The sequence below is a fragment of the Telmatocola sphagniphila genome (assembly GCF_018398935.1).
Classification (GTDB): Bacteria; Planctomycetota; Planctomycetia; order Gemmatales; family Gemmataceae; genus Telmatocola; species Telmatocola sphagniphila.
Window position 1 is genome coordinate 290660 of sequence record NZ_CP074694.1, and the last position, 19559, is coordinate 310218.

Sequence of the window (19559 nt, forward strand, 5' to 3'; positions counted from 1 at the left end):
GAAGTTGAAATAACTCTGGAGAATTCTCGATGTTCCTCTCTCGACGATGTTTTCTCGGTCTGAGTGCCGCGGTTGCACTCGCCTTACCCGCATGTAATAAAGGGGACGGCAAGTCGGATTCGGGTGGCGGCGGTGGTGGAAAACCCCGCGTGGCCATCGTGACGAACGTCACGGCCGATTTCTGGAAAATCTGCGAAGCCGGGGCGAAGAAAGGAGCGGCGGAATTTGGGGTCGATCTGATCTTCCGCCAACCCTCCAAAGGGGACGTCTCCGTTCAGAAAGAAGTGATTGATGCTGTCACCAAGCAAGGTATCAAGGGCATTGCCATCAGCGTCTTTAAACCGGAAGAGCAGAGCAACGATCTGAAGCTCATCGCTGAAAAAATGCCGCTGATCACCATGGATAACGATGCGGTCGATTCCGGTCGGCTCTGCTACGTCGGCACCGATAACTACGAAGCGGGTAAGGCGGCCGGTCAACTGGTGAAAGAAGCCCTGCCCGAGGGAGGAACGGTAGTGATTTATGTCGGGAGTAAGGATCCCGCTAATGCTCGGCAGCGAGCTCAGGGTGTGATGGATACTCTGGCTGGAACGAAGGATGCTAAAGGGCCGAAGCTCGGCAAGTATGAACTTTATTCGAACGATATCATCACAGACGACAGTCAGCCGGCCAATTGCTTCAACAAGGCCAAAGACATTATGACCAAGTTGCTGGGCAACGACAAAATCTGCATGGTGGGTTTGTGGGCTTACAATGCCCCGGCTATCCTTCAGGCCGCCAAGGAAAAAGGCCTGACAGATAAAATCAAAATCGTCGGTTTCGACGAAGATCCCGATACCCTCACGGGCATTCAGGACGGCAAAATCTACGGCACGATCGTGCAGGATCCTTTTACTTTCGGCTACAAGTCGGTGGAAATTCTCGCCGCGTTGGCCAAAGGAGACAAATCCAAGCTGATGAAAGACCCCGTTCCTGTGAAAGTGGTGACGAAAGAGGGCGGGCCCGGCAAAGTCAAGGTGGATGAGTTCTGGGCGAATTTGAAGAAAATACTCGGTCAGTAAACCGAATGTCGCTCCTCCCTGTCACTTGGATTTTGGCGGGGTGGGAGCCTTATTCATTTGGATTTCCAATTCTTCTCTCAGCAGATCCAGGCTCAGTTTCTCGAAGCAGTTTAGAGAAGCTTCATTTTTATCCCGCCAGCTCTGCGAAGCTCGGAACCACCTTTGGGCTTCTTTGGGCGATTTGCCCGATTCGCATAACGCCATCACTAAAGCGGCTCTCGGGATATCGAGGCCATCCAATGTCGGATTGGCCTCCAATAATAATTCGCAAGCAGAATCGGGCTTCCCGTCGCGATAAAGACTGGCCGCCAGCAGAATGCTTTTCGATTGATGATCCGTCGGTTCATGCCCGACCCGGTTAATCATATCCTTGGCGAATTTCCGAGAATCGGCGCAGGAATCGAGAAGGCAAATCCAGGCGATGGCGGATGCGGTTTTTCCATGCACTGATTCCCCGGCCTGATCTACAAGTTTCTTGAGATTCGACTGAAAGGACGCTTTGTCGTTGATCGCTCGACTCGCCCAAGTGGCGGCAATCAAAACCTTCTGATCTTCTTTACCTAACTTGATCGCTGCCCGATAGTTTTCCGACGCTTTCTGCCAATCTCCGAGCTCGGCATAGGCGTTGCCTAAACGGTAGACATAGTGGGCATTTGGCTTTCCATCCTTCGAAGACAAAATCTGCTTGAGATGAAAGGTCACTGCGAACCAGTCTTTGTTCTTTTCCGCCTGAAGCGAAAGATATTCATGCCAGGCGGTAGTGGGGAAAACTTCCCTTTCGAAAACATCCCCATATTTGGCGGTTAAATCATCCTGCACGGACTTCAGCGAACTCGCATCCAGCGGAATCAAAGTGCCGCTTTTGTCGACGGAACATCCTGATAGCCAGCGCGAGATCAACACCAGTTCATCCGTGGACCGAAGATCGGGAGCCAAATCCCAGCCGGATTGCTGCTTCTCGGCCGACTCCAGAGCCTGCTGAACCCATCCAGTAGGTTTTAATACCGGGCTGACCATTTCGCCATTTTTCGTATCCCAAATTCGCACTGAATCGTCGATACAGTGCGTCACCACACAACTGCCATCAGAATTGAAGATGACTTTGTCCACGGTCCCGTTGTGCTTCAGCGGTGGGACGAGGGATTGATTGGTCTGGACATCCCAGACGCGAGCGGTGTTGTCCGAACTGGCGGTTGCCAGCATTTTTCCATCGGGGCTCAGCGAGGCGAATAAGATTTCCGAGCCATGCCGCATCGGCTCGCCGATCGGTTCGCCCGAGGTGGTGCTCCAGATTTGTGCTGTTCTATCGGCGCTGGCCGTAAATATCTTTTCTCCGTCTGGCGTAAAACCCGCGGATAAAATGGGGCCGTTGTGAACGATCGGCTTGCCGATTACTTTTGCGGAAGCGGAGTCCATAATGTTGATCAAGCTACCGTTTATGACCATGACGTAGCGACGATCAGGGCTGTATATCATCTTTTTGTTAGACTGTTCCAGATTGAATTCTTCCTCGTGAGTCATGATTTCCTGAAGCTCCCACAATCGCAATCCTCCATCGTCTGAGGCGGTGAGCAATGAGCTTCCGCTGGGACTGAAACAGACTCGGTAAACGCTGCCGTTGTGCCGCAGCGGAGGGGTGATCGGGTCTCCGGAAATGACATTCCAAACGCGGGCGGCATTATCTTCGCTGCCGGTCGCGATCATCTGACCATCGGGGCTGAACATTTCGCAGAGGATCGGGGCTTCGTGCTTCATCACCATCGGTCGAAAATCTTTCGTGGCGAGATTCCAGATTCGCGCATGCCCAGTCAGATTGGCGGTCGAAATCTGATTTCCCGCCGGGCTGAATCCGCAGTCCGAGGTGGATCCCCCCAGTCGAATAATCTGGCCGTAGGGCTCGCCCGTTTTTACGGTCCAGACTCGACAGGTTTTATCCGAACTGGCCGTGACCACTTGATCGGCGGTCGGCGAAAAATGGGCTCGAATGATTGGCCCTTGCATGGCGAGCACCGGGCTGACCGGTTTGCCGGTAGCGGAATCCCAAACCCGGGCCGTCTGATCCACAGAGCAGGTCAGAAACCAACTGCCGGTGGCGGCAAACTCTCCATGGGTGATTGGCCCGGAGTGACGGATGCTGAAGCTCAGTTCCTCCTCGAGAGTAATATCGAAAATTCGCGCGGTACCATCTGTTGAGGTTGAAAGCAGGAGTTTCGAATCAGGACTAAACGACAGGCTGGTGATTTCCTCGCCATCATCTTCCAGGAACTCGACCGATTTTTGATCCTGAAGACTCCAGATTCGCGGGTGTCCGTCCGCGCAGGCGGTTGCCAGCCATTTGCCATCCGGGCTGAATAGAATTTTGGTAACAGCTGCGGGATGCTCGAACGCGAGGGCCGTTTTTTTGGTCTTTTCCGGTTTCAGGGAATAAAGCCGAGCGTGATTATCCCAGCAGGCGGCGGCCACCCAGAAGCCATCCGGACTGAATGCCGCATCCCGGACTTTGCCTTCGTGAAACCAGGCCCTCACCAGCATGGGGCACTGTCGAAGGACCGAACCCAACCGAACGCGGTGCATTCCTTCTCGTGAGGCAACGCCGTTTTCTAGACGCAAGGCCTCGGCAAACAGCGGCAAGGCTCGCATCAGGTCTCCCTGCTGCAGGTACTGAGTTCCGTTTTGAACTGTCAGCCGGATGCCTCGTTCGAGCGCCGCATTCTGCTCTTCTCCCAATTTGTCGCGCTGTTCTTGAGCGAGCGCTAAGGCCTTTTGTAGCTTCGCATTGTAAATCAGACCAAAGCCGACAAGCACGACCAGCGAGAGGGCGCCCAACAGAATCATCCCACTATAGGTGGGATGTGATCGAATCCACTTTCGAACCTTCTCCGAACGGGTGGCGGCCCGGGCGGAGATGGTATCCCCATCGAGAAATTTTTTGAGATCATCACTCAGTTCCAAACCGGAGGCGTAGCGTTTCTCCGGCTTTTTCTCCAGGCATTTGAGTGTGATGATTTCCAGATCGCGCGGGATCTTGGGATTCTTAATCCGTAACCGCTCCGGCTCATCCCGGATCACTTTCAGGATTAATTCCAGCGGCGATTCGCTCTCAAAGGGCGGTGCCCCCGTCAGCATCTCATAGAGGATTGCACCCAGGGCGTAAACGTCCGTGCTGGGACCAATTTGCTTGATGTGACCGGCCGCTTGCTCCGGAGCCATGTAAGCTGGGGTGCCCATGATCGCCCCCGATTGAGTCTGACCGGTGGCAGATTCCAATCGTTTGGCCAATCCAAAATCGGTGATTTTGGGTATACCGTATGGGTGCTGGGCGAAAAAAATATTCGAGGCTATCGACTTATTTCCGCTGTCCCCGGTGGGCGCCGTTTTGCTGAGAAGAATATTCGCCGGTTTCAGATCGCGGTGAATGATGCCCAGTGCGTGCGCGGCCGCCATCGCGTTGGCGAGAGTTTGTATCAAGGCGGCGGCGTGCCGGGGATTTTGGGGCTTGCCTGCTATTGCCTGAGAGAGATTGCCGCCATCGACAAACTCCAGTGAGAAGAAAGGTCGGCCGCTGATCTCGTTGACTTCGTAGATTTGAACGATGTTCGGATGCTGAAGTTGAGCGACGGATTCGGCCTCCGCCTGGAAGCGCTGACGATGCTCACGCCCGGCGTGTTCGGCCGCCAGAATCATTTTGATGGCCACCAGCCGGTTCAGACCGATCTGACGAGCCTTGTAAACCACGCCCATGCCGCCGCGGCCAAGCTCTTCCAGAATTTCGTAGCCGGGAATTTCGATGCGGCGAAGTAAGGAAGAATCGGAAATCGCTTCGGAGGGCATGGAGATCGGACTTTTAACAAATTCCGTGGCTTGGGGCGTTCCTGCGTGGCTGGAGGGAAGATCTATAGTGGCTCCCTGGCCGGGGAGTGACAGTTGGTCCTGGGGTACAGCGGTTTTTGCACCGGGTTGATAAGCGACCGTCGGATCATTCGATGGAGGAACGCTCATGGGAAAAACCTGACCGCTTGAAAACTCTGGAGGCGTTATTCGTGGTTCTAATTCATTACAGCTTCTAATCGTGATGTTAGCAAGCCAGACAAGTTGCGTAATTCGAAACTATTCTACGGATTGTAGCGGGGCCGACGGTTATCCGAATTCTCGGATTCTGACTTTCGAATTTTCCGGCCTGATAGCGTGCTGAATAATACAATCCAATATCATCCCTCTGTCGCCCTTCGAACGACTACTGGAGCATCACCTTATGGCTCGTTTCTCTCTCCGATCACTCGCATTTCTGGGTATGTTAATCCCCGGCTTCACCTCGGGAGCTTCGGCGGCCGAACCGACTCCCACACAAAAAGAAGCCCCCCCGATTCGCGCATTACTGGTCATCGGTGGTTGCTGTCACGATTATAAAAAACAGAAGGATATTCTCACCAAAGGCATCTCCGAACGGGCCAATGTCGAGTGGGTGATTTCCTATGATCCCGATCAGGGCACGAAGCACCTGAATCCGGTATACGAAAAGACCGATTGGGCCAAGGGATTTGACGTCATCGTTCACGATGAGTGCACCGCGGATGTGACCGACATCGCAACCGTGAATAATATTCTGAAGCCGCATAAAGAGGGGCTGCCTGGCGTGGTCCTGCACTGCGGGATGCACTGCTATCGCACGGAAGGATTCCCGAAATCCACCCCTTGGTTCGATTTCACGGGACTGGCCACCACCGGCCATGGGGCGCAGCTACCGATTAGCATCTCTTTCGTAGACAAGACCAATCCCGTCACTAAAGGCTTTCAGGACTGGAAGACGATCAACGAAGAGCTCTACAACAATTCGAACGGCAAGCTGCTGGAAACGGCTCAACCATTGGCCAAGGGCAAACAGGTTTACAAGGACAAAAGTGGTAAAGAAATCGCTACCGAAACGGTCGTCGTTTGGACGAACACCTATAACGGCAAAGCCAAGGTGTTCGGAACGACCCTGGGTCATAATAATGCGACCGTGGAAGATCCTAAATATCTCGATCTGGTAACCCGAGGATTACTCTGGTCGGTGGGTAAGCTCGACGACAAGGCCTATCACACGCCAGCCAAGAAGGTGTTGCTAGACAAGTAAGCCCGGGCCGAGTTGTGCAATCCCATTAGAAATTGCGAAGGACCGGACCGCTGGGATCCGGTCCTTTTCGTTTAAACAGTCCGTCTAGGCTGCGTCTTTCGCAGGTACAATTCCAGAAGAATCGCTCCCGCGAAAACCAGAATACTCACGGTCATGGAAGCGGTAAGCGAAACGAAATCGAAGATTGGATCGGTATCATTTCGCAACATCTCATTCAAAAATCGGTGAATCGCATAGCCGAACATCAACAGTACCATGACTTGGCCATCGTGTCGGCGGAACGGATAGAAAGAGACCAGTAAAAAGACCATCAGAATCATACTGATGGATTCGTATAACTGAGTCGGCTGTAAGCCCAGGGATCGCGGTGTATACTCAGGCAGTTCAATGACTTCTTTATTTCGCTCCACGGTGAATTGAACTTTGGCCTTTCCTTTTGGCCAATTTCGCAACTGGTAACTCAGCAGGTCAGTCGCTGACAGTTGGCGAACACCGGGTATTTTGGAAAATTCGTCTTTAGCCAGTAGATACAAGTTCGGAGAAGTCACCAGAAACGTATAAAGTCCTTGCGAATTTTCGCTGACCGGATCGATTTCAGTCAATTTCCCGAGATCCTTCTCGATCTTCCGTACGGAATCCAGACCGGAGGGTGTTGTCAAAAAGAGAATCAATAGGCCGTTGTCCTGACCATTAAATTTAAGGATCTTGTCGCCCGGTTGTAAACCCGCGCGCAACGCTTGAGAATCGGCTTCGACTTTATCAACAATCGTACGAGGATCGTTCTCTTCACTGCGATCTATCGAGGAGAAGCCGAGTGTCGTCTGGTACGAATACTTTTGGGCGACCGTGGATCGAACCGGGCCAGTGAGCAACGGAAATTCCAGAGAAGCGCATTCGGATGAGGCTACCTGCCCGTAGCAACAGCCGTTCAATAAACATCCGACCCGACCCAGAACCAATCCCATGGCTAGGGCCGGTGCTATGGCGTCTGCCAGTACCCAAGTCGAGATTTTCAATCTACGCAGAACGTAATAGTAGAGGACGATATAACCGATGGTGCCACCCAGAACCGAACCGTAAAAAACGATCCCGCCTTCCCAGATTTTGAAGAACTGGCTGAAGGGAACCTTATACTGAATCATGTAAAAAATTCGGGCTCCGACAATTCCCGAGACTAGCAGCACGAGCGACAAATCCTGAATGCGATCGGCGGAAACACCCCCTAATCGTCCTCGGCGAACGGCGAAATTCATGCAAATGACGAAGGTCAAAAATAGCATGGCCCCGAAGCCGTGGATCGGAATACCCTCCGGGCCAAATTGGTTTTGCAGGATCGGTATGTGAAAGAGGACCTGTTGCATTCGCGTTTCCAGAGTGTTCCGGTCGGGGAGAAATCCATTTCAAGTTAGTCGCTATCGCCTCAGTCTGTCAATGCGAAGCCGTTCTTACTCGAGTACTCCCGGTCTATAGAAAGCTTACAGAGTCAGGATAGACGATTGATAACCATTTGAAAATTGGGGCGAACTGGCCTCTCAGCCGACTTCCAATTCAGCCACTCGCGGGCAAAGTTCGCGAACGCGACGATTGAGGTAATCGCGAACTTCCGCGAGAGTGCGCATGCTGAGAACTTTCTCTGCGGCCTGCCGGGCGTCCGCGAGAGTGATGGTCTTCGCCATTTCCTTCATCGAACCGACAAATGCGGGAGCCATGCTGAATCGCCGAAGTCCCATACCCAGCAAAGGAAGCAGACAGCGCGGGCTTCCCGCCATCTCGCCGCAAAGCGTAACCGGTTTTTGTCGTTCCACGCACGCCCCGATCAGGCCGCGGAGTAGCCTTAAAACCGCCGGATAGCAGGGATCGACCAGATGGGCCACTTTCGGATTATCGCGATCCGCGGCCATGAGATATTGTGTCAGGTCGTTCGAGCCAATGCTCACGAAATCGACCAGATCGAGAATTTCGTTGATGCACAAAGCGGCTGAGGGAACCTCCGCCATCACTCCGAACGGAATTCGATCCGGAAGTTGTAAGCCTTGTTCGATCAAGCTCTTGCGCAACTCTTCGAAAAGCAATTTTAACTCAATAACTTCTTCCACTCGGGATATCATCGGGAACATCACGCTGATATGTCCGTAGCGGGAGGCTCTTAGAATCGCCCGAAGTTGCGTTCGAAACAGTTCCGGATAGTCAGTCATCAGACGGATCGAGCGAAATCCCATAAAAGGGTTGGCTTCGCGACGGCTACCCAGATAAGGAACCTGCTTGTCTCCCCCCAGATCCAGCACTCGAATCGTCACGTTGGCGTTGGGAGAGGCTTCAATGACGTTACGGTAGGCCCGTTCCTGCTCTTCTTCCGTGGGGACGCCAGAGTGCGTCAGAAAGATGAATTCCGTTCGAAACAGCCCAACAGCCGTCGCACCAACACCTACCGCCGAAGCGGCATCGAACATGTTGTTGACATTCGCGAGGAACTCGAGGCTAACGCCGTCTGCCGTTATGGGCGCGTGGTCGCGATTTTCGATGAGCTGATTGCGAAGGTCGACGTACTCTCGCTCTTGCTTCCGATAGGCCGATTCCACTTCCGGCCCGGGATTGACGAGCACCACACCTTCCCGGCCATCGACAATGATCAGATCGCCCGAACGGGTTTCTTTCAGAACCCCGACGACACTGGAAACTGCCGGAATACCCAGCGATCGGGCGAGAATAGCGGCATGGCCGATGCTTCCGCCGGTTTCCGTGACGATACCAATAACTTTCAGACGATCAAACATCACCGCATGGGAAGGAAGCAGTTCCTGGGCTATGAGTATCACCGGCGTGTGAGTGTCGAACTTCTGTAGCCCCGATGCAATGGAAAGTTGATTAACCAACCGGCCGATCACGTCCCGGATATCGGCCATGCGTTCGCGGAAATACTCATCGGAAATCTGTTCGAAAAGTTTGCTGTAATCGTCGAGCGTTTTCCGAAGCGCCCTGACGGAATCGAGATGTTCTTTTTCAATAATACTCCGGACTTTACCGACCAGGGCCGGATCCCGCAGCAGGGCGCGATGGCCGCGAAAGATATCCGCGGCGGGTTCTGAGATTTCCTTGGCAACGTGCTGGATAGTTCGGTCCAGATCGGCAGCCACGGCCTCGCAGGCCGCGTCGAATCGAACCAGTTCTGTGGCAGGATTCACACTATCCGCAAGGCCGGGGAATGCAACTTCATCCATCCGAAATGCCGGGGCGATGGCGATCCCGGCCGAGAGAGAGAGGCCACGTTTCATAAGCCTCAGTTTACAGGGATACCGGGGAATTTCAAAAGACCTTTTCCGGTTCGAACTCTCTCGTGCGAAGCGGTTTTGGTATTGGGAGACTTTTGAGTTACTTAATAGATCCTTCCTTCTCGAGAAGGAGAACTGGAATTCCGGTAGGCGAGCAGTTAATCTGGGTATCAGATATTCAAGGAAACCCGTAATCTATTGAAGAGCCTATTTGGTAGTGGGGAAGCATGAAATCTGAACAGTTGGTGTCTTTTGTCAAATCGATTCGAAAGAGTAATCTCCTGGAAGAAAAATCCATGAAGCTCCTCGAGAATTGGGCAGTCGTCGCCAATGCGGATCCCCAGGAAATTGCCAAGGAAATCGTCCAGCGCAAATGGCTGACGCCCTATCAAGTCAAAGAATTCTGGAAGGGGAAAGGCGATAAGCTCATTCTCAAACAGTACATCATCGTGGACAAAATCGGTGAAGGGGGGATGGGAGACGTCTATAAAGCCCGGCATTCGACCATGGACCGGGAAGTGGCAATTAAATTGATTCGTCAGAAACGGCTTTCGAATCCCGATGCCATCAAACGATTTCAAAAAGAGATTCAGGCAGCAGCTCAACTCCAGCACGAAAATGTCGTCATCGCTTATGATGCCGACCAGCAGGGGGATTCCCATTTTTTCGTGATGGAATACGTCGAAGGCATAAATCTGTTCGAACTCGTGAAGAAATCGGGAGCTTTACCCGTCGCGAGCGCCTGCGAATATATCCTGCAAGCGGCGATGGGATTGCAGCACGCTTACGAGCGGGGGATGGTTCATAGGGATATCAAGCCCGCAAACCTGTTGCTGAACAAGACGGGCACAGTAAAAATCCTCGATATGGGCCTAGCCCGCATCGATACGGCTACGAGTGCCGATGAAACCCGGCTTACTACGGAAGGCATAACTTTCGGCACACCCGATTTCATTTCCCCCGAGCAATGCCGCAATCCTCGCGATGTGGATATCCGCTCGGATATTTATGCTCTGGCAGCCAGCCTTTACTATTTGCTCACCGGCAGCCCGATGTATCCCACGGGCACACCGGCCCAGAAAATGATCGCACACAATACGGAACCGATCCCGACCGTGGACCGCATCGACATGCCAGCGGGCCTGCCGGAGATCATTACCAAAGCTTTGGCGAAAGATCCCGCTTTGCGCTACCAGACCCCCGTGGAATTCGCCGAAGCACTGAAACCCTATGCCCCCAGAACGAATACCGTTCTTACCGGTTTGATGGCCAAACTGGGAACTGAGGAAGTCGCGGATACTATTCCTGAAGTTGCGCCTTACGAACCGGATACTGCCAGCCGCTTTCGATTCGCCAGTCTGAACACCGAGCGGCCTGTGCGAGGAAATAAGTCGGAGAGCCATTCCAATAAAAAAATGATGTTAGTGATCTCGACCGTTTGTGTTCTGGCTCTGATCCTATTGCTGATTCTGCTCGTTTTGACAAACGATCCGGGTGCAAAGAAGAATTTAAAAACCCGCGAAATCTGGAAATCAAATTTGGGATAAAACGGGGAGCCTCCTTGAGATCCGGTGAATTCATCCGATCACAAGGAGGCCAGTCGAGTTCGAACGGGATTTACAGACCGCTGGCGAAATCGTCGCGGTTCGTGGCGACCGACTTGTCCGCGGGGTTGGTATGCGGCCCGCGCGGCGCATGTCCGGGGTGGGTGCGAAAGCCTGCTCGAGCGACTTCGCTGACCACATCCTGATAGCTGACCGAGGTCGAATCGTAATCGCCCCCGTCAAAGTCGTCATATCGGCAAACGTAGCCCGGTTTCTTGGCCAGTTCCTTTTCGGCATGGAAGGACTTTATAATGGCCGCTTGCATGGTTTCCCGGCAGGAGGAATGAATCGGGTGGGCTATGTCGGCGTGCAGTTTGACCCGGCCGTCCATATCCCGGCCGGCTCGCAATTCGTCGAGCTTATGTCCGCAGAAGTTGCAGAAGCGAGATTTCAGGTGGTTCTTGCTGCCGCAGGAGTGGCATCGATCGGTGAGCTTGCGGCTTGGCATTGCCACAAACAACCCTCTCGTACCCTCGATAATTTTCAGATCGCGGATGACGAAAGCGTTGTCGATTGTGATCGAACAGAAGCCTAAAAGTCGCTCGTTATTTTCTTCGACCAGTTTGATGCGCACTTCCGTGATTGTCACAGCTGGCTCCTTCATGGAGTATTTCAAGGGCAACGGCTTCTTGCCTACCCTATAGCCCGGCGAAAAACTCTCCGCCTATAAAGATCGAACCCTCCACCAGCGCGTACCGGCTGGTAGTTTCTGGTTTTGCAATTCCGCAGCCAGCCTCTCGCTGTGCGACTCGTCTTCCGCCACAGCAAACAAACTGGAACCGCTACCACTCATCAGACATCCCAGAGCAGATGTCCTCGATAACTCAGCCAGGATGGCCTGGATTTCGGAATTCATTTCGAATGCAGATTCCTGCAAGCGATTGAACATCTCTGCCGCTAGCCGCCGGGCATCTCCCACGACGAAAGCTTCCCGCAAATTCTGGCCCGATCGAGGATTCGGCGGAAGCTTGAGGTTCCGATAAACCGCCGCGGTATCGCATCCGCTTGCCGGTTTCAGCAAGAGCAAATGCAAGGGAATCCTGGCCGGTAAGGGTTCGAGAATTTCCCCTCGACCCGTACACCACGCCGCATTTTCACCCAGGAAGAACGGTACATCGCTACCGAGTTGGCTTCCCAATTCCTTCAGTTCGACGACGGAAAGATTTAATTTCCAGAGCCGATTCAACCCGAGCAGTGTGGCGGCGGCATCGCTGCTGCCCCCTCCTAAACCGGCGGCCCAGGGAATTTTTTTCCTTAAATGTATCGCGACCCCGTCCTGGCATCCGGTGCTTCGCCGCAACAATTGAGCGGCTTTGACAACCAGATTCTCCGCACCTACTGCGAGTTCCGGCGTATCGCAACTCAGCAGAATCTCCGCGCGATGCGGGCGGAAAATAATCTCATCGCAGAGATTGATGGCTACCATCAGAGTGGACAATTCGTGATAGCCATCCGGTCGTTTGCCAAGAATTTCCAGAAAAAGATTGAGTTTTGCTGGTGCAAGCAGAAGGAGAGAACCATCGGTCTGTAAAGATGGGGTCATTTCAAACGCCATCGCGGCTCGTCGGGTTCCATCCCGTCTTTTGTACCAATCCTTTTCCTTTTCTTAGCAGTTTCTTAACTCGCGCGGATACTAATGCAGCTTCTCGAAAGCGTCAATAGGGAGTTATGAGAATTTCAGGACCATCATTTCGTTCAGTCAATTCTCGCAAAATGGGCGACTAAACCCTTTGTCAAGAAGAACCTTTTAGATTTGAAGATTTTACTTGCGTACTGTTGCCGGAGCATTAGAATGTGAGACGCTGAAAAGCCAGTTTTTTTGAAAGGGTTGGAATGGTTAACATTTATGTGGGGAATCTGGCGTGGTCTTGCACGCCAGAGCAACTGACGGAACTGTTTTCCACCTATGGAGCGGTAGGGAAAGCTCAGGTCGTCAAAGACAAGCAGACTGGCCGCTCCCGGGGATTCGGGTTCGTCGAAATGCCCAACGCTGAAGAAGCGAATGCGGCAATTGCGGCCCTGAACAACGCCGATTTTCAAGGTCGACCGTTGACCGTGAATGAGGCCAAGCCTCGCGAACCTCGACCGGCCGGTGGCGGTTATGGTGGAGGAGGCGGAGGCGGAGGCTATGGAGGAGGCGGTGGTGGCGGCCGCGGCGGTTACGGAGGAGGGGGAGGCGACCGGCGAGGGGGCGGGGGCTACGGCGGCGGTGGAAGAGACCGTCGCGGATCGTATTAACAGTACCAAACTGTAAGTTTATTCATAGATTGACTGTACTGGACGTACGGTGCGGGGGTCTATTCTCTATAGGGAAACAAAAAACTATATGGCGAAAGAAGAAGCGATTGAAGTCGAAGGCCGGGTGAAAGAAGCCCTGGCCAACACGCAATTTCGAGTTGAATTGGACGTCGGGGGCGAAGTCATCGCAGTGGTCGCCGGTCGCATGCGGAAAAACTTCATCCGTATCATTCCCGGGGATCGCGTTAAAGTGGAAATTTCCCCTTACGATCTCACACGTGGCCGCATTGTGTATCGGGGCAAATGATAGTGCCCAACATATTGGCTGACAACCCTTCTCAAAACAGCTCACTCATATGAGATAGACCCTTCCCCGAATCACACCATGGGGAAGAGTCTGATTATTCTCTCGATCCTCAGATATTCGGAATCACCGCTATAGAAATAACCGCTTCCTCGGAAGACAGTCCGAAACTGTTCACGACCCTGTATTTGATGACTTCCATACCCTGCATATCCCCACTATTTTCGTACTGCACCCGGTTATTATCTAGAACGGTAGCCGTACCATGAGTCGGTGGTCCGGTAATCACGATTTGCAAGACGGGATCATTTTGTGGATCGGAGATGCTATCAGTGAGATCGTAAATGGCAGTCTGGCCGAGCGGAACTGTCACTGCAGTGGAATTGGCCACGGGCGGCTGGTGGATCGTAATGAACACGGTCGCCACGTTAGACACTCTGCCGTCCACATCTTTAATGGTGTACTGGAAGCTCTCCGATAAGACGGGGGAACCGTCGTGGATATAAGTAAAAGTTCCATCGGGATTTTTGTTGAGAAATCCCGTTGTGGGAATGGACACAATTGTCAGGGAGCTGAAGTCGAAAGCTGCGGAGGGAGCGCTATCGTTTGCCAGCACGGATATAACCAAATTTCCTCCTACGTTTAACGCCACGGAATCATTATTAGCCACAGGGGGTTGCAAAATCGTAAGGATGACCGTAGCTTCGTTGGAAACGGATGCCTTTGCGTCTTTGATGGTGTAGCGGAAGTTGTCACTGGTACTTAAACCGCCGTCGTGCTGGTAAGTCACGGTTCCATCAGCATTCACAGTTAGTGTGCCGTGCTCAGGCTGTTGAGTGATGGTTATAGAACTCAAGTCCAGGGCGTTGTCGGGATCCGTATCGTTCGCGCTTACCGGAAGTACAAGCGAGGCACCTGCCGCTACGGTTCCAGTATCGGGATTGGCGACTGGAGGCTGATTCAGTGGAACGATGGTGATCGTCACGGTCGCTTCGTTGGAGACCGCTCCCTTCGCATCCTTGATTGTATATTTGAAGCTGTCGCTGAGAGTCGCTCCGCCATCGTGCTGATAGGTCACAGTCCCGTCTGGATTTACGGTGAGTGTGCCATGCTCAGCTGGCTGGGTGATTACGATGCTGTTGAGGGCTAGAGCGTTCTCCGGATCCGAATCATTGGCTGCCACCGGAATAGCGTAAGATCCACCGGTGTTGACCGAGGCCGAATCTGGATTGGCTACAGGAGGCTGATTCGGTGGAACGATGGTAATCGTCACCGTTGCTACATTGGAGGCAACCCCCAGATTATCGCGAATAAAGTAAGTGAAGCTATCGGTTACTGTCGCAGAGCCGTCGTGAGTGTATTTCACCGTCCCATCGCTATTTACCACAAGAATACCGTTCACCGGTTCCGTGATAATGACAATCGAGCCAAGATTGATTTGCCCACTTTCCGACGTGTCGTTTTCAGCGACATTGATGATCTTCGAGCTTCCGACCTCAACTTCGGCAATGTCGTTCCCGGCCACGGGGGCTTTGTTGACAGCTGCAATTACCAGCGAGACGGTGGCGGTATTCGAAACCAATCCCTGGGCATTCTTGATTGTGTACGTGAATGAATCGGTTGTCGCGTTGCTGCCGTCATGGACATATTTCACCGATCCATCGCTATTGATTGTGATTGTCCCATGGGCGGGCTGCGTCACAATTTGAATGGAGGCAAGATTCAACGAACTGCCTGGGGCAGTGTCGTTTAAGGCCAAGTTCAAATTGGCTGTACTGCCTTTGGTTACGGTGAAGGAATCACCACTTGCAACCGGTGCAGTGTTGGAGGGATTGGAAGGTGTTGAGCTACTTCCCGTTACGGTGATATGGACTTCGCCCACGGAGGAGAGGGTGCCTTTGCTGTCGAGGAACTGATAGCTGAAAGAATCGCTGCTGGCGGATCCACCGTTATTTGTGTAGGTCACGCTACCATCGCCGTTAGTGGTAACCGATCCCGAAGCCGGTCCTCGGACGATTCGGATCGAAGAGGTGTTGATCGCTGAACCTCCGAATGCCTGATCGTTGGCGAGAAGATTTGCTCGAGTTGACGCGCCCCGCGCGACCGAGGCAAAATCCGCATTGGCCACCGAGATCATCCCGGGGGTAACCGAAGATACACCTTGAGTATGAAGGTTCTTGCCAAGGTCGACTTGAGTAATGCCAAATTGCGCGGTACCTCCCGCGGAAACTATGTAGCTGCCGTTTCCGAAGGAAGAATATCCGATGTTTACGACATCATACCCAAGACCACATGCCAATACCAACCCCTTCGGGGCCTGAACTCCTGAAAGAGTGATCACATCGTTGCCGCCATTCGTGATGAGGGACATGGTGTTATTGGAGCGCGTGTTGAAGACGCTGAGAGAATTATTTCCCTCGCCCATGTTCACATACAACTGGCCGCTCAAGGACAGACCATTGAGCACCAGCATATCGTCCCCACCGCCAAGTTGAATGTGCACACCTTTCAGGTTGCTGAAATAGACCGGGGCGGTACGGCCGTTGACTGGAGTATTACCATCCAACGCCGAAATGCTGACGGCGTTGGATCCTAGGCCAGTGATTTGGATCCGGTTAGCGAGATGATCGCCTGCGACAAAGAGAACACCCCCGGAGACCATGGCCTGAACGGATCCATCCATCACCGTCCGGTCTTCCAAACTCTCCAATTTCGGTGTAACTGCTGGGATGGGCTTCCCTTTTTTCGACTTCATCCGTGTTGGCATGACTCGCTCCCCAATGAACTGGTCTAAAATATGAAACAGGTTTTAAGATAAAATTTACTTTAAAATTGATGGGAGAGAAATGAAAATTGAGGAAATCTAGAATCTGGGTAAGTTGCAAAATACGCTTTGAAACGACTTTTCATAAATTCTGAAAGGGGTTAGGCCTGCATTTCAGGAAATTCACAAACAATTTGTCGCATCAGCCCGAATTTTTGAGAGGGGTGCGTCGCTACGGGGCCGGATGATTTCTGCGTAAACTAAGTTGTATGTCCGTGCCTTTCGAAATCGTGCCAAGAGCATTTTCATGAGTCTGCATTCTTATCCGAATCGATTGCTCTGGTCGGCCGCGTTAGCGAGCGGAATTGTTTTTGCATTTTGTGGCGGTTTGGCAATTTACCTGGACACACAGCAGGCGAAAACGGCCGCTTTCCTCAGCGAAAATATCGGTAGTCGTAAGGCTGCCGACAATCTCGAAGAAGCCCTGGCGGGTTTGATTCTCTACCACGAACGGCAATCGGGCGAGGTCGGGCCTCTTCAGGAAAGAGTCAAAATTCACCTTCAGGACATTATCAATCTCAGCGACAAAAAAAGAGAACAGGAACTGAGTGGCAAGCTCAAGAATCGCATAGACCGATATCTCGATGCGTATCGTGAGGAACGCCTGAGGGGCGATTCCACCAATCGGGCGTACTTGATTTTGAAAGAGGATTCCATCAAGCTCTGCCAGGATCTGCAGACTTTCAATGAAGATCAGATCGAAAAATCGGAGCAGGAGCACCGCAAGTCGGTCCGATGGATGAGTTGGGGACTTTTGATCGTCGGTAGTCTGGGCTCGCTGGCCGGGATGCTTCTCGGTTACGGCCTCGCTCGCAGCCTCCGAAGAACACTCCATCAGTTTTTGGTTCGCGTTCAGGGGGCCTCGGAACGGCTTGGCCAGGAGACCTCCACGGTGGAGTGGCAGGGGGATGATGCGGCGTTGCGAGAGGGGACCGACGATCTCGTTCATCAGGTTGAAAAGGTAGTCGAAAAACTCCAGCAGAACGACCGTGAGATTCGCCGATCAGAACGACTGGCAGCCGTTGGTCAACTGGCCGCTGGTGTAGCTCACGAAATTCGCAATCCATTGACTTCGGCTATCTTGCTGATCGAAACCGGTCGAAAAGATCCGCAATCCGGTGGTGTTACCGATGAGGATTTGACGCTCATCGAGCAGGAACTGCAAAGAATCGAAAGCACTCTGAAAATCTTTCTCGATTTCGCCCGCCCCCCCAAGCTGGAAAGACTACCCTGTGAGCTAATATCGATTATTAAAGAGAGCCTCCAATTGCATCGACGGCGACTCGAGCAGCAGGGAACTACAGTCAATTTTCATCCCGCCCAATCGAAGTTGATGCTCGATGGCGATCCCCAGCAATTGCGCCAGGTTTTCGATAATCTGATTCTCAATGCCCTCGATATGATGCCTTTCGGAGGACGGTTGGAAATCACTACCCGCCCTCAGTTGATCAACGGATTGGCAACCTTATATTTCTGCGATACCGGGCCGGGCATCCGGGAGGATATTCTTCCCAGACTGTTTGAACCGTTCGCCACGGGAAAAGAAACGGGAATCGGTCTGGGACTGGTAATCTCCAAACGAATCGTCGAGGAGCATGGCGGATCGATAATCGGCTATAATCGTCCCAGTGGTGGGGCCTGCTTCGAACTGCGTCTGTTAGTTGCCGAGGATACCGAATGAGGCGGTTGCTGCTGATCGATGACGAACCCGTGATTCAGCATGCATTCCGGAAAGCGTTTCACGCTCCGGAATATCTGGTGGAGACTGCCCGTACCTCCGCGGAGGGGATCGCTAAACTCCTCGCGGTTACGCCCGATGTGATCGTGCTGGATATTCATCTTCCGGATGCGGATAAACTGCAGGCGTTCGATCGCATCCGCGAAATCAATAAACGCATCCCCATCTTGCTCATAACCGGGCATGGCACGACCGAATTGGCGATCGAAGCCATGAAGCATGGTGCTTTTGACTATCTGATCAAGCCCTTACGCTACGAGCAGTTACAGGAACTGATCGATCGGGCCTGCATCAGCAGCCGATTGATGAATGTGCCAGCAGTCTTTCCCGATAGTCCTCCGGCAACCAAAGAAGTGGATGCTTTGGTGGGCCGGTCTGACGGCATGCAGGAGATTTACAAAGCGATTGGCCGGGTAGCGGCTACCGACACCCAAGTTCTGATTCTGGGAGAGAGTGGCACCGGTAAAGAATTGGTGGCTCGAGCGATTTATCAGCATAGCCAGCGGAAGGATAAGCCCTTTTTGGCCATTAATTGCGGGGCGATCCCCGAAGCGTTGATTGAAAGTGAACTCTTTGGCCATGAAAAAGGCGCATTCACCGGGGCCGAACGAAAACGGATCGGGAAGTTTGAGCAATGCTCCGGGGGGACTCTCTTCCTGGATGAAGTGGGCGAGATGCCACTACTGGCTCAGGTCAAACTGTTGCGGGTTCTTCAGGAGCAGCGCTTCGAACGAGTCGGCGGCACCGAAACGGTTGAGACCGATGTGAGGGTGATCGCCGCCACCAACGTGGATCTCGAAAAGCAGGTCTCTCTCGGCAAATTCCGCTCCGATCTCTATTTTCGACTGAACGGTTATGCGCTGGTTTTGCCTCCGCTGCGCGAGCGGGGAGATGATCTGGAACTTTTGACCGATCACTTTCTGGCGTGTTTTAGCCGGGAGTTTCAGAAGCCATTGCCTATCGTTGCGGATGAAACGCGAGAACTGCTGCGAAGTTATTCCTGGCCAGGGAACGTTCGCGAATTGCAAAGTGTTCTGAAACGGGGCATCCTTCAGATGTCGGGGGCGGTGTTACTGCCCGATAATCTGTCGATCAATCGGACTCCGACATCCGCTCCCCCGGTGGTGAGCGCCGATACTCGCAATGGCTTCAATCTTGATGCGTTTATAGAGACGAAACTGGAATCGGGATCGAAAGAGCTCTACGCCGAGTGCCTCAGTCAGATGGAGCGGAAGCTTTTAACGAGGGTGCTCCAGCAGACCGGTGGCAATCAGTTGCGGGCTGCTGAGATTCTGGGAATCACTCGGGGCAGCCTGCGGCACAAAATTCGCGCTTTAGGAATATTTCTAGAGAAATCAGTCTGGTCGGAAGACGATCAGACTGATTGAAGCCAGCATCTCATAATTCT

13 protein-coding genes are annotated in these 19559 nt (G+C 52.8%); 7 read left to right on the forward strand and 6 right to left on the reverse strand.

The features are described from left to right. Positions 1 to 29 precede the first annotated feature (29 nt). On the forward strand, positions 30 to 1061 hold the full coding sequence (locus tag KIH39_RS01355) for a sugar-binding protein (RefSeq protein WP_213497484.1): 1032 nt from the start codon (positions 30 to 32) through the stop codon (positions 1059 to 1061). A gap of 21 nt (positions 1062 to 1082) precedes the next feature. On the opposite strand, the gene KIH39_RS01360 is transcribed toward KIH39_RS01355, so the two are convergent. Next, entirely contained in the window at positions 1083 to 5060 is a 3978-nt protein-coding gene (locus KIH39_RS01360) for a protein kinase domain-containing protein (RefSeq protein ID WP_213497485.1), read from the reverse strand. Positions 5061 to 5313: 253 nt separating this feature from the next. On the opposite strand from KIH39_RS01360, the gene KIH39_RS01365 reads away from it, so the two are divergent. Next, the gene (locus KIH39_RS01365) at positions 5314 to 6174 is read left to right on the forward strand and encodes a ThuA domain-containing protein (protein ID WP_213497486.1); all 861 of its coding nucleotides are present in this window, start codon (positions 5314 to 5316) and stop codon (positions 6172 to 6174) included. 71 nt (positions 6175 to 6245) lie between these two features. Here KIH39_RS01365 and KIH39_RS01370 read toward each other — a convergent pair whose 3' ends face one another. Next, positions 6246 to 7535 (reverse strand): prolipoprotein diacylglyceryl transferase family protein, encoded by a 1290-nt coding sequence (locus tag KIH39_RS01370; protein ID WP_213497487.1) that lies wholly within the window; start codon positions 7533 to 7535, stop codon positions 6246 to 6248. Between the two features lie 171 nt (positions 7536 to 7706). After that, on the reverse strand, positions 7707 to 9446 hold the full coding sequence (gene ptsP / locus KIH39_RS01375) for a phosphoenolpyruvate--protein phosphotransferase (RefSeq protein WP_213497488.1): 1740 nt from the start codon (positions 9444 to 9446) through the stop codon (positions 7707 to 7709). Positions 9447 to 9739: 293 nt separating this feature from the next. Between ptsP and KIH39_RS01380 the strand changes: the two genes are divergently transcribed. After that, entirely contained in the window at positions 9740 to 10990 is a 1251-nt protein-coding gene (locus KIH39_RS01380; RefSeq protein ID WP_213497489.1) for a serine/threonine protein kinase, read from the forward strand. Positions 10991 to 11060: 70 nt separating this feature from the next. Here KIH39_RS01380 and KIH39_RS01385 read toward each other — a convergent pair whose 3' ends face one another. Both KIH39_RS01385 and ispE read right to left on the reverse strand, forming a co-directional pair. After that, entirely contained in the window at positions 11061 to 11651 is a 591-nt protein-coding gene (locus tag KIH39_RS01385; protein WP_246539465.1) for a SpoVG family protein, read from the reverse strand. Positions 11652 to 11711: 60 nt separating this feature from the next. Then, positions 11712 to 12590, reverse strand: coding sequence for a 4-(cytidine 5'-diphospho)-2-C-methyl-D-erythritol kinase (gene ispE / locus KIH39_RS01390; RefSeq protein ID WP_213497490.1), 879 nt, complete (start codon positions 12588 to 12590; stop codon positions 11712 to 11714). A gap of 290 nt (positions 12591 to 12880) precedes the next feature. Here ispE and KIH39_RS01395 point away from each other — a divergent pair, with 290 nt between their 5' ends. Together KIH39_RS01395 and infA are read left to right on the forward strand one after the other, a co-directional pair. Beyond that, positions 12881 to 13285: an RNA recognition motif domain-containing protein gene (locus KIH39_RS01395; RefSeq protein WP_213497491.1), complete on the forward strand. Its 405-nt coding sequence runs from the start codon at positions 12881 to 12883 to the stop codon at positions 13283 to 13285. A gap of 88 nt (positions 13286 to 13373) precedes the next feature. Next, on the forward strand, positions 13374 to 13592 hold the full coding sequence (infA, locus tag KIH39_RS01400) for a translation initiation factor IF-1 (RefSeq protein ID WP_213497492.1): 219 nt from the start codon (positions 13374 to 13376) through the stop codon (positions 13590 to 13592). A 109-nt stretch (positions 13593 to 13701) separates the two neighbouring features. Here the strand turns inward: infA and KIH39_RS01405 are convergent, their stop codons facing one another. After that, a complete protein-coding gene (locus tag KIH39_RS01405) occupies positions 13702 to 16356 on the reverse strand; it encodes an Ig-like domain-containing protein (protein WP_213497493.1) in 2655 nt (884 codons plus the stop codon). Positions 16357 to 16660: 304 nt separating this feature from the next. On the opposite strand from KIH39_RS01405, the gene KIH39_RS01410 reads away from it, so the two are divergent. Both KIH39_RS01410 and KIH39_RS01415 read left to right on the forward strand, forming a co-directional pair. Continuing rightward, positions 16661 to 18094, forward strand: coding sequence for a sensor histidine kinase (locus tag KIH39_RS01410; RefSeq protein ID WP_213497494.1), 1434 nt, complete (start codon positions 16661 to 16663; stop codon positions 18092 to 18094). Then, complete coding sequence (locus KIH39_RS01415) at positions 18091 to 19539, forward strand: sigma-54-dependent transcriptional regulator (RefSeq protein WP_213497495.1); 1449 nt, start codon at positions 18091 to 18093, stop codon at positions 19537 to 19539. Before KIH39_RS01410 ends, KIH39_RS01415 begins: the two co-directional genes overlap by 4 nt. The last annotated feature ends 20 nt before the right edge of the window (positions 19540 to 19559 follow it).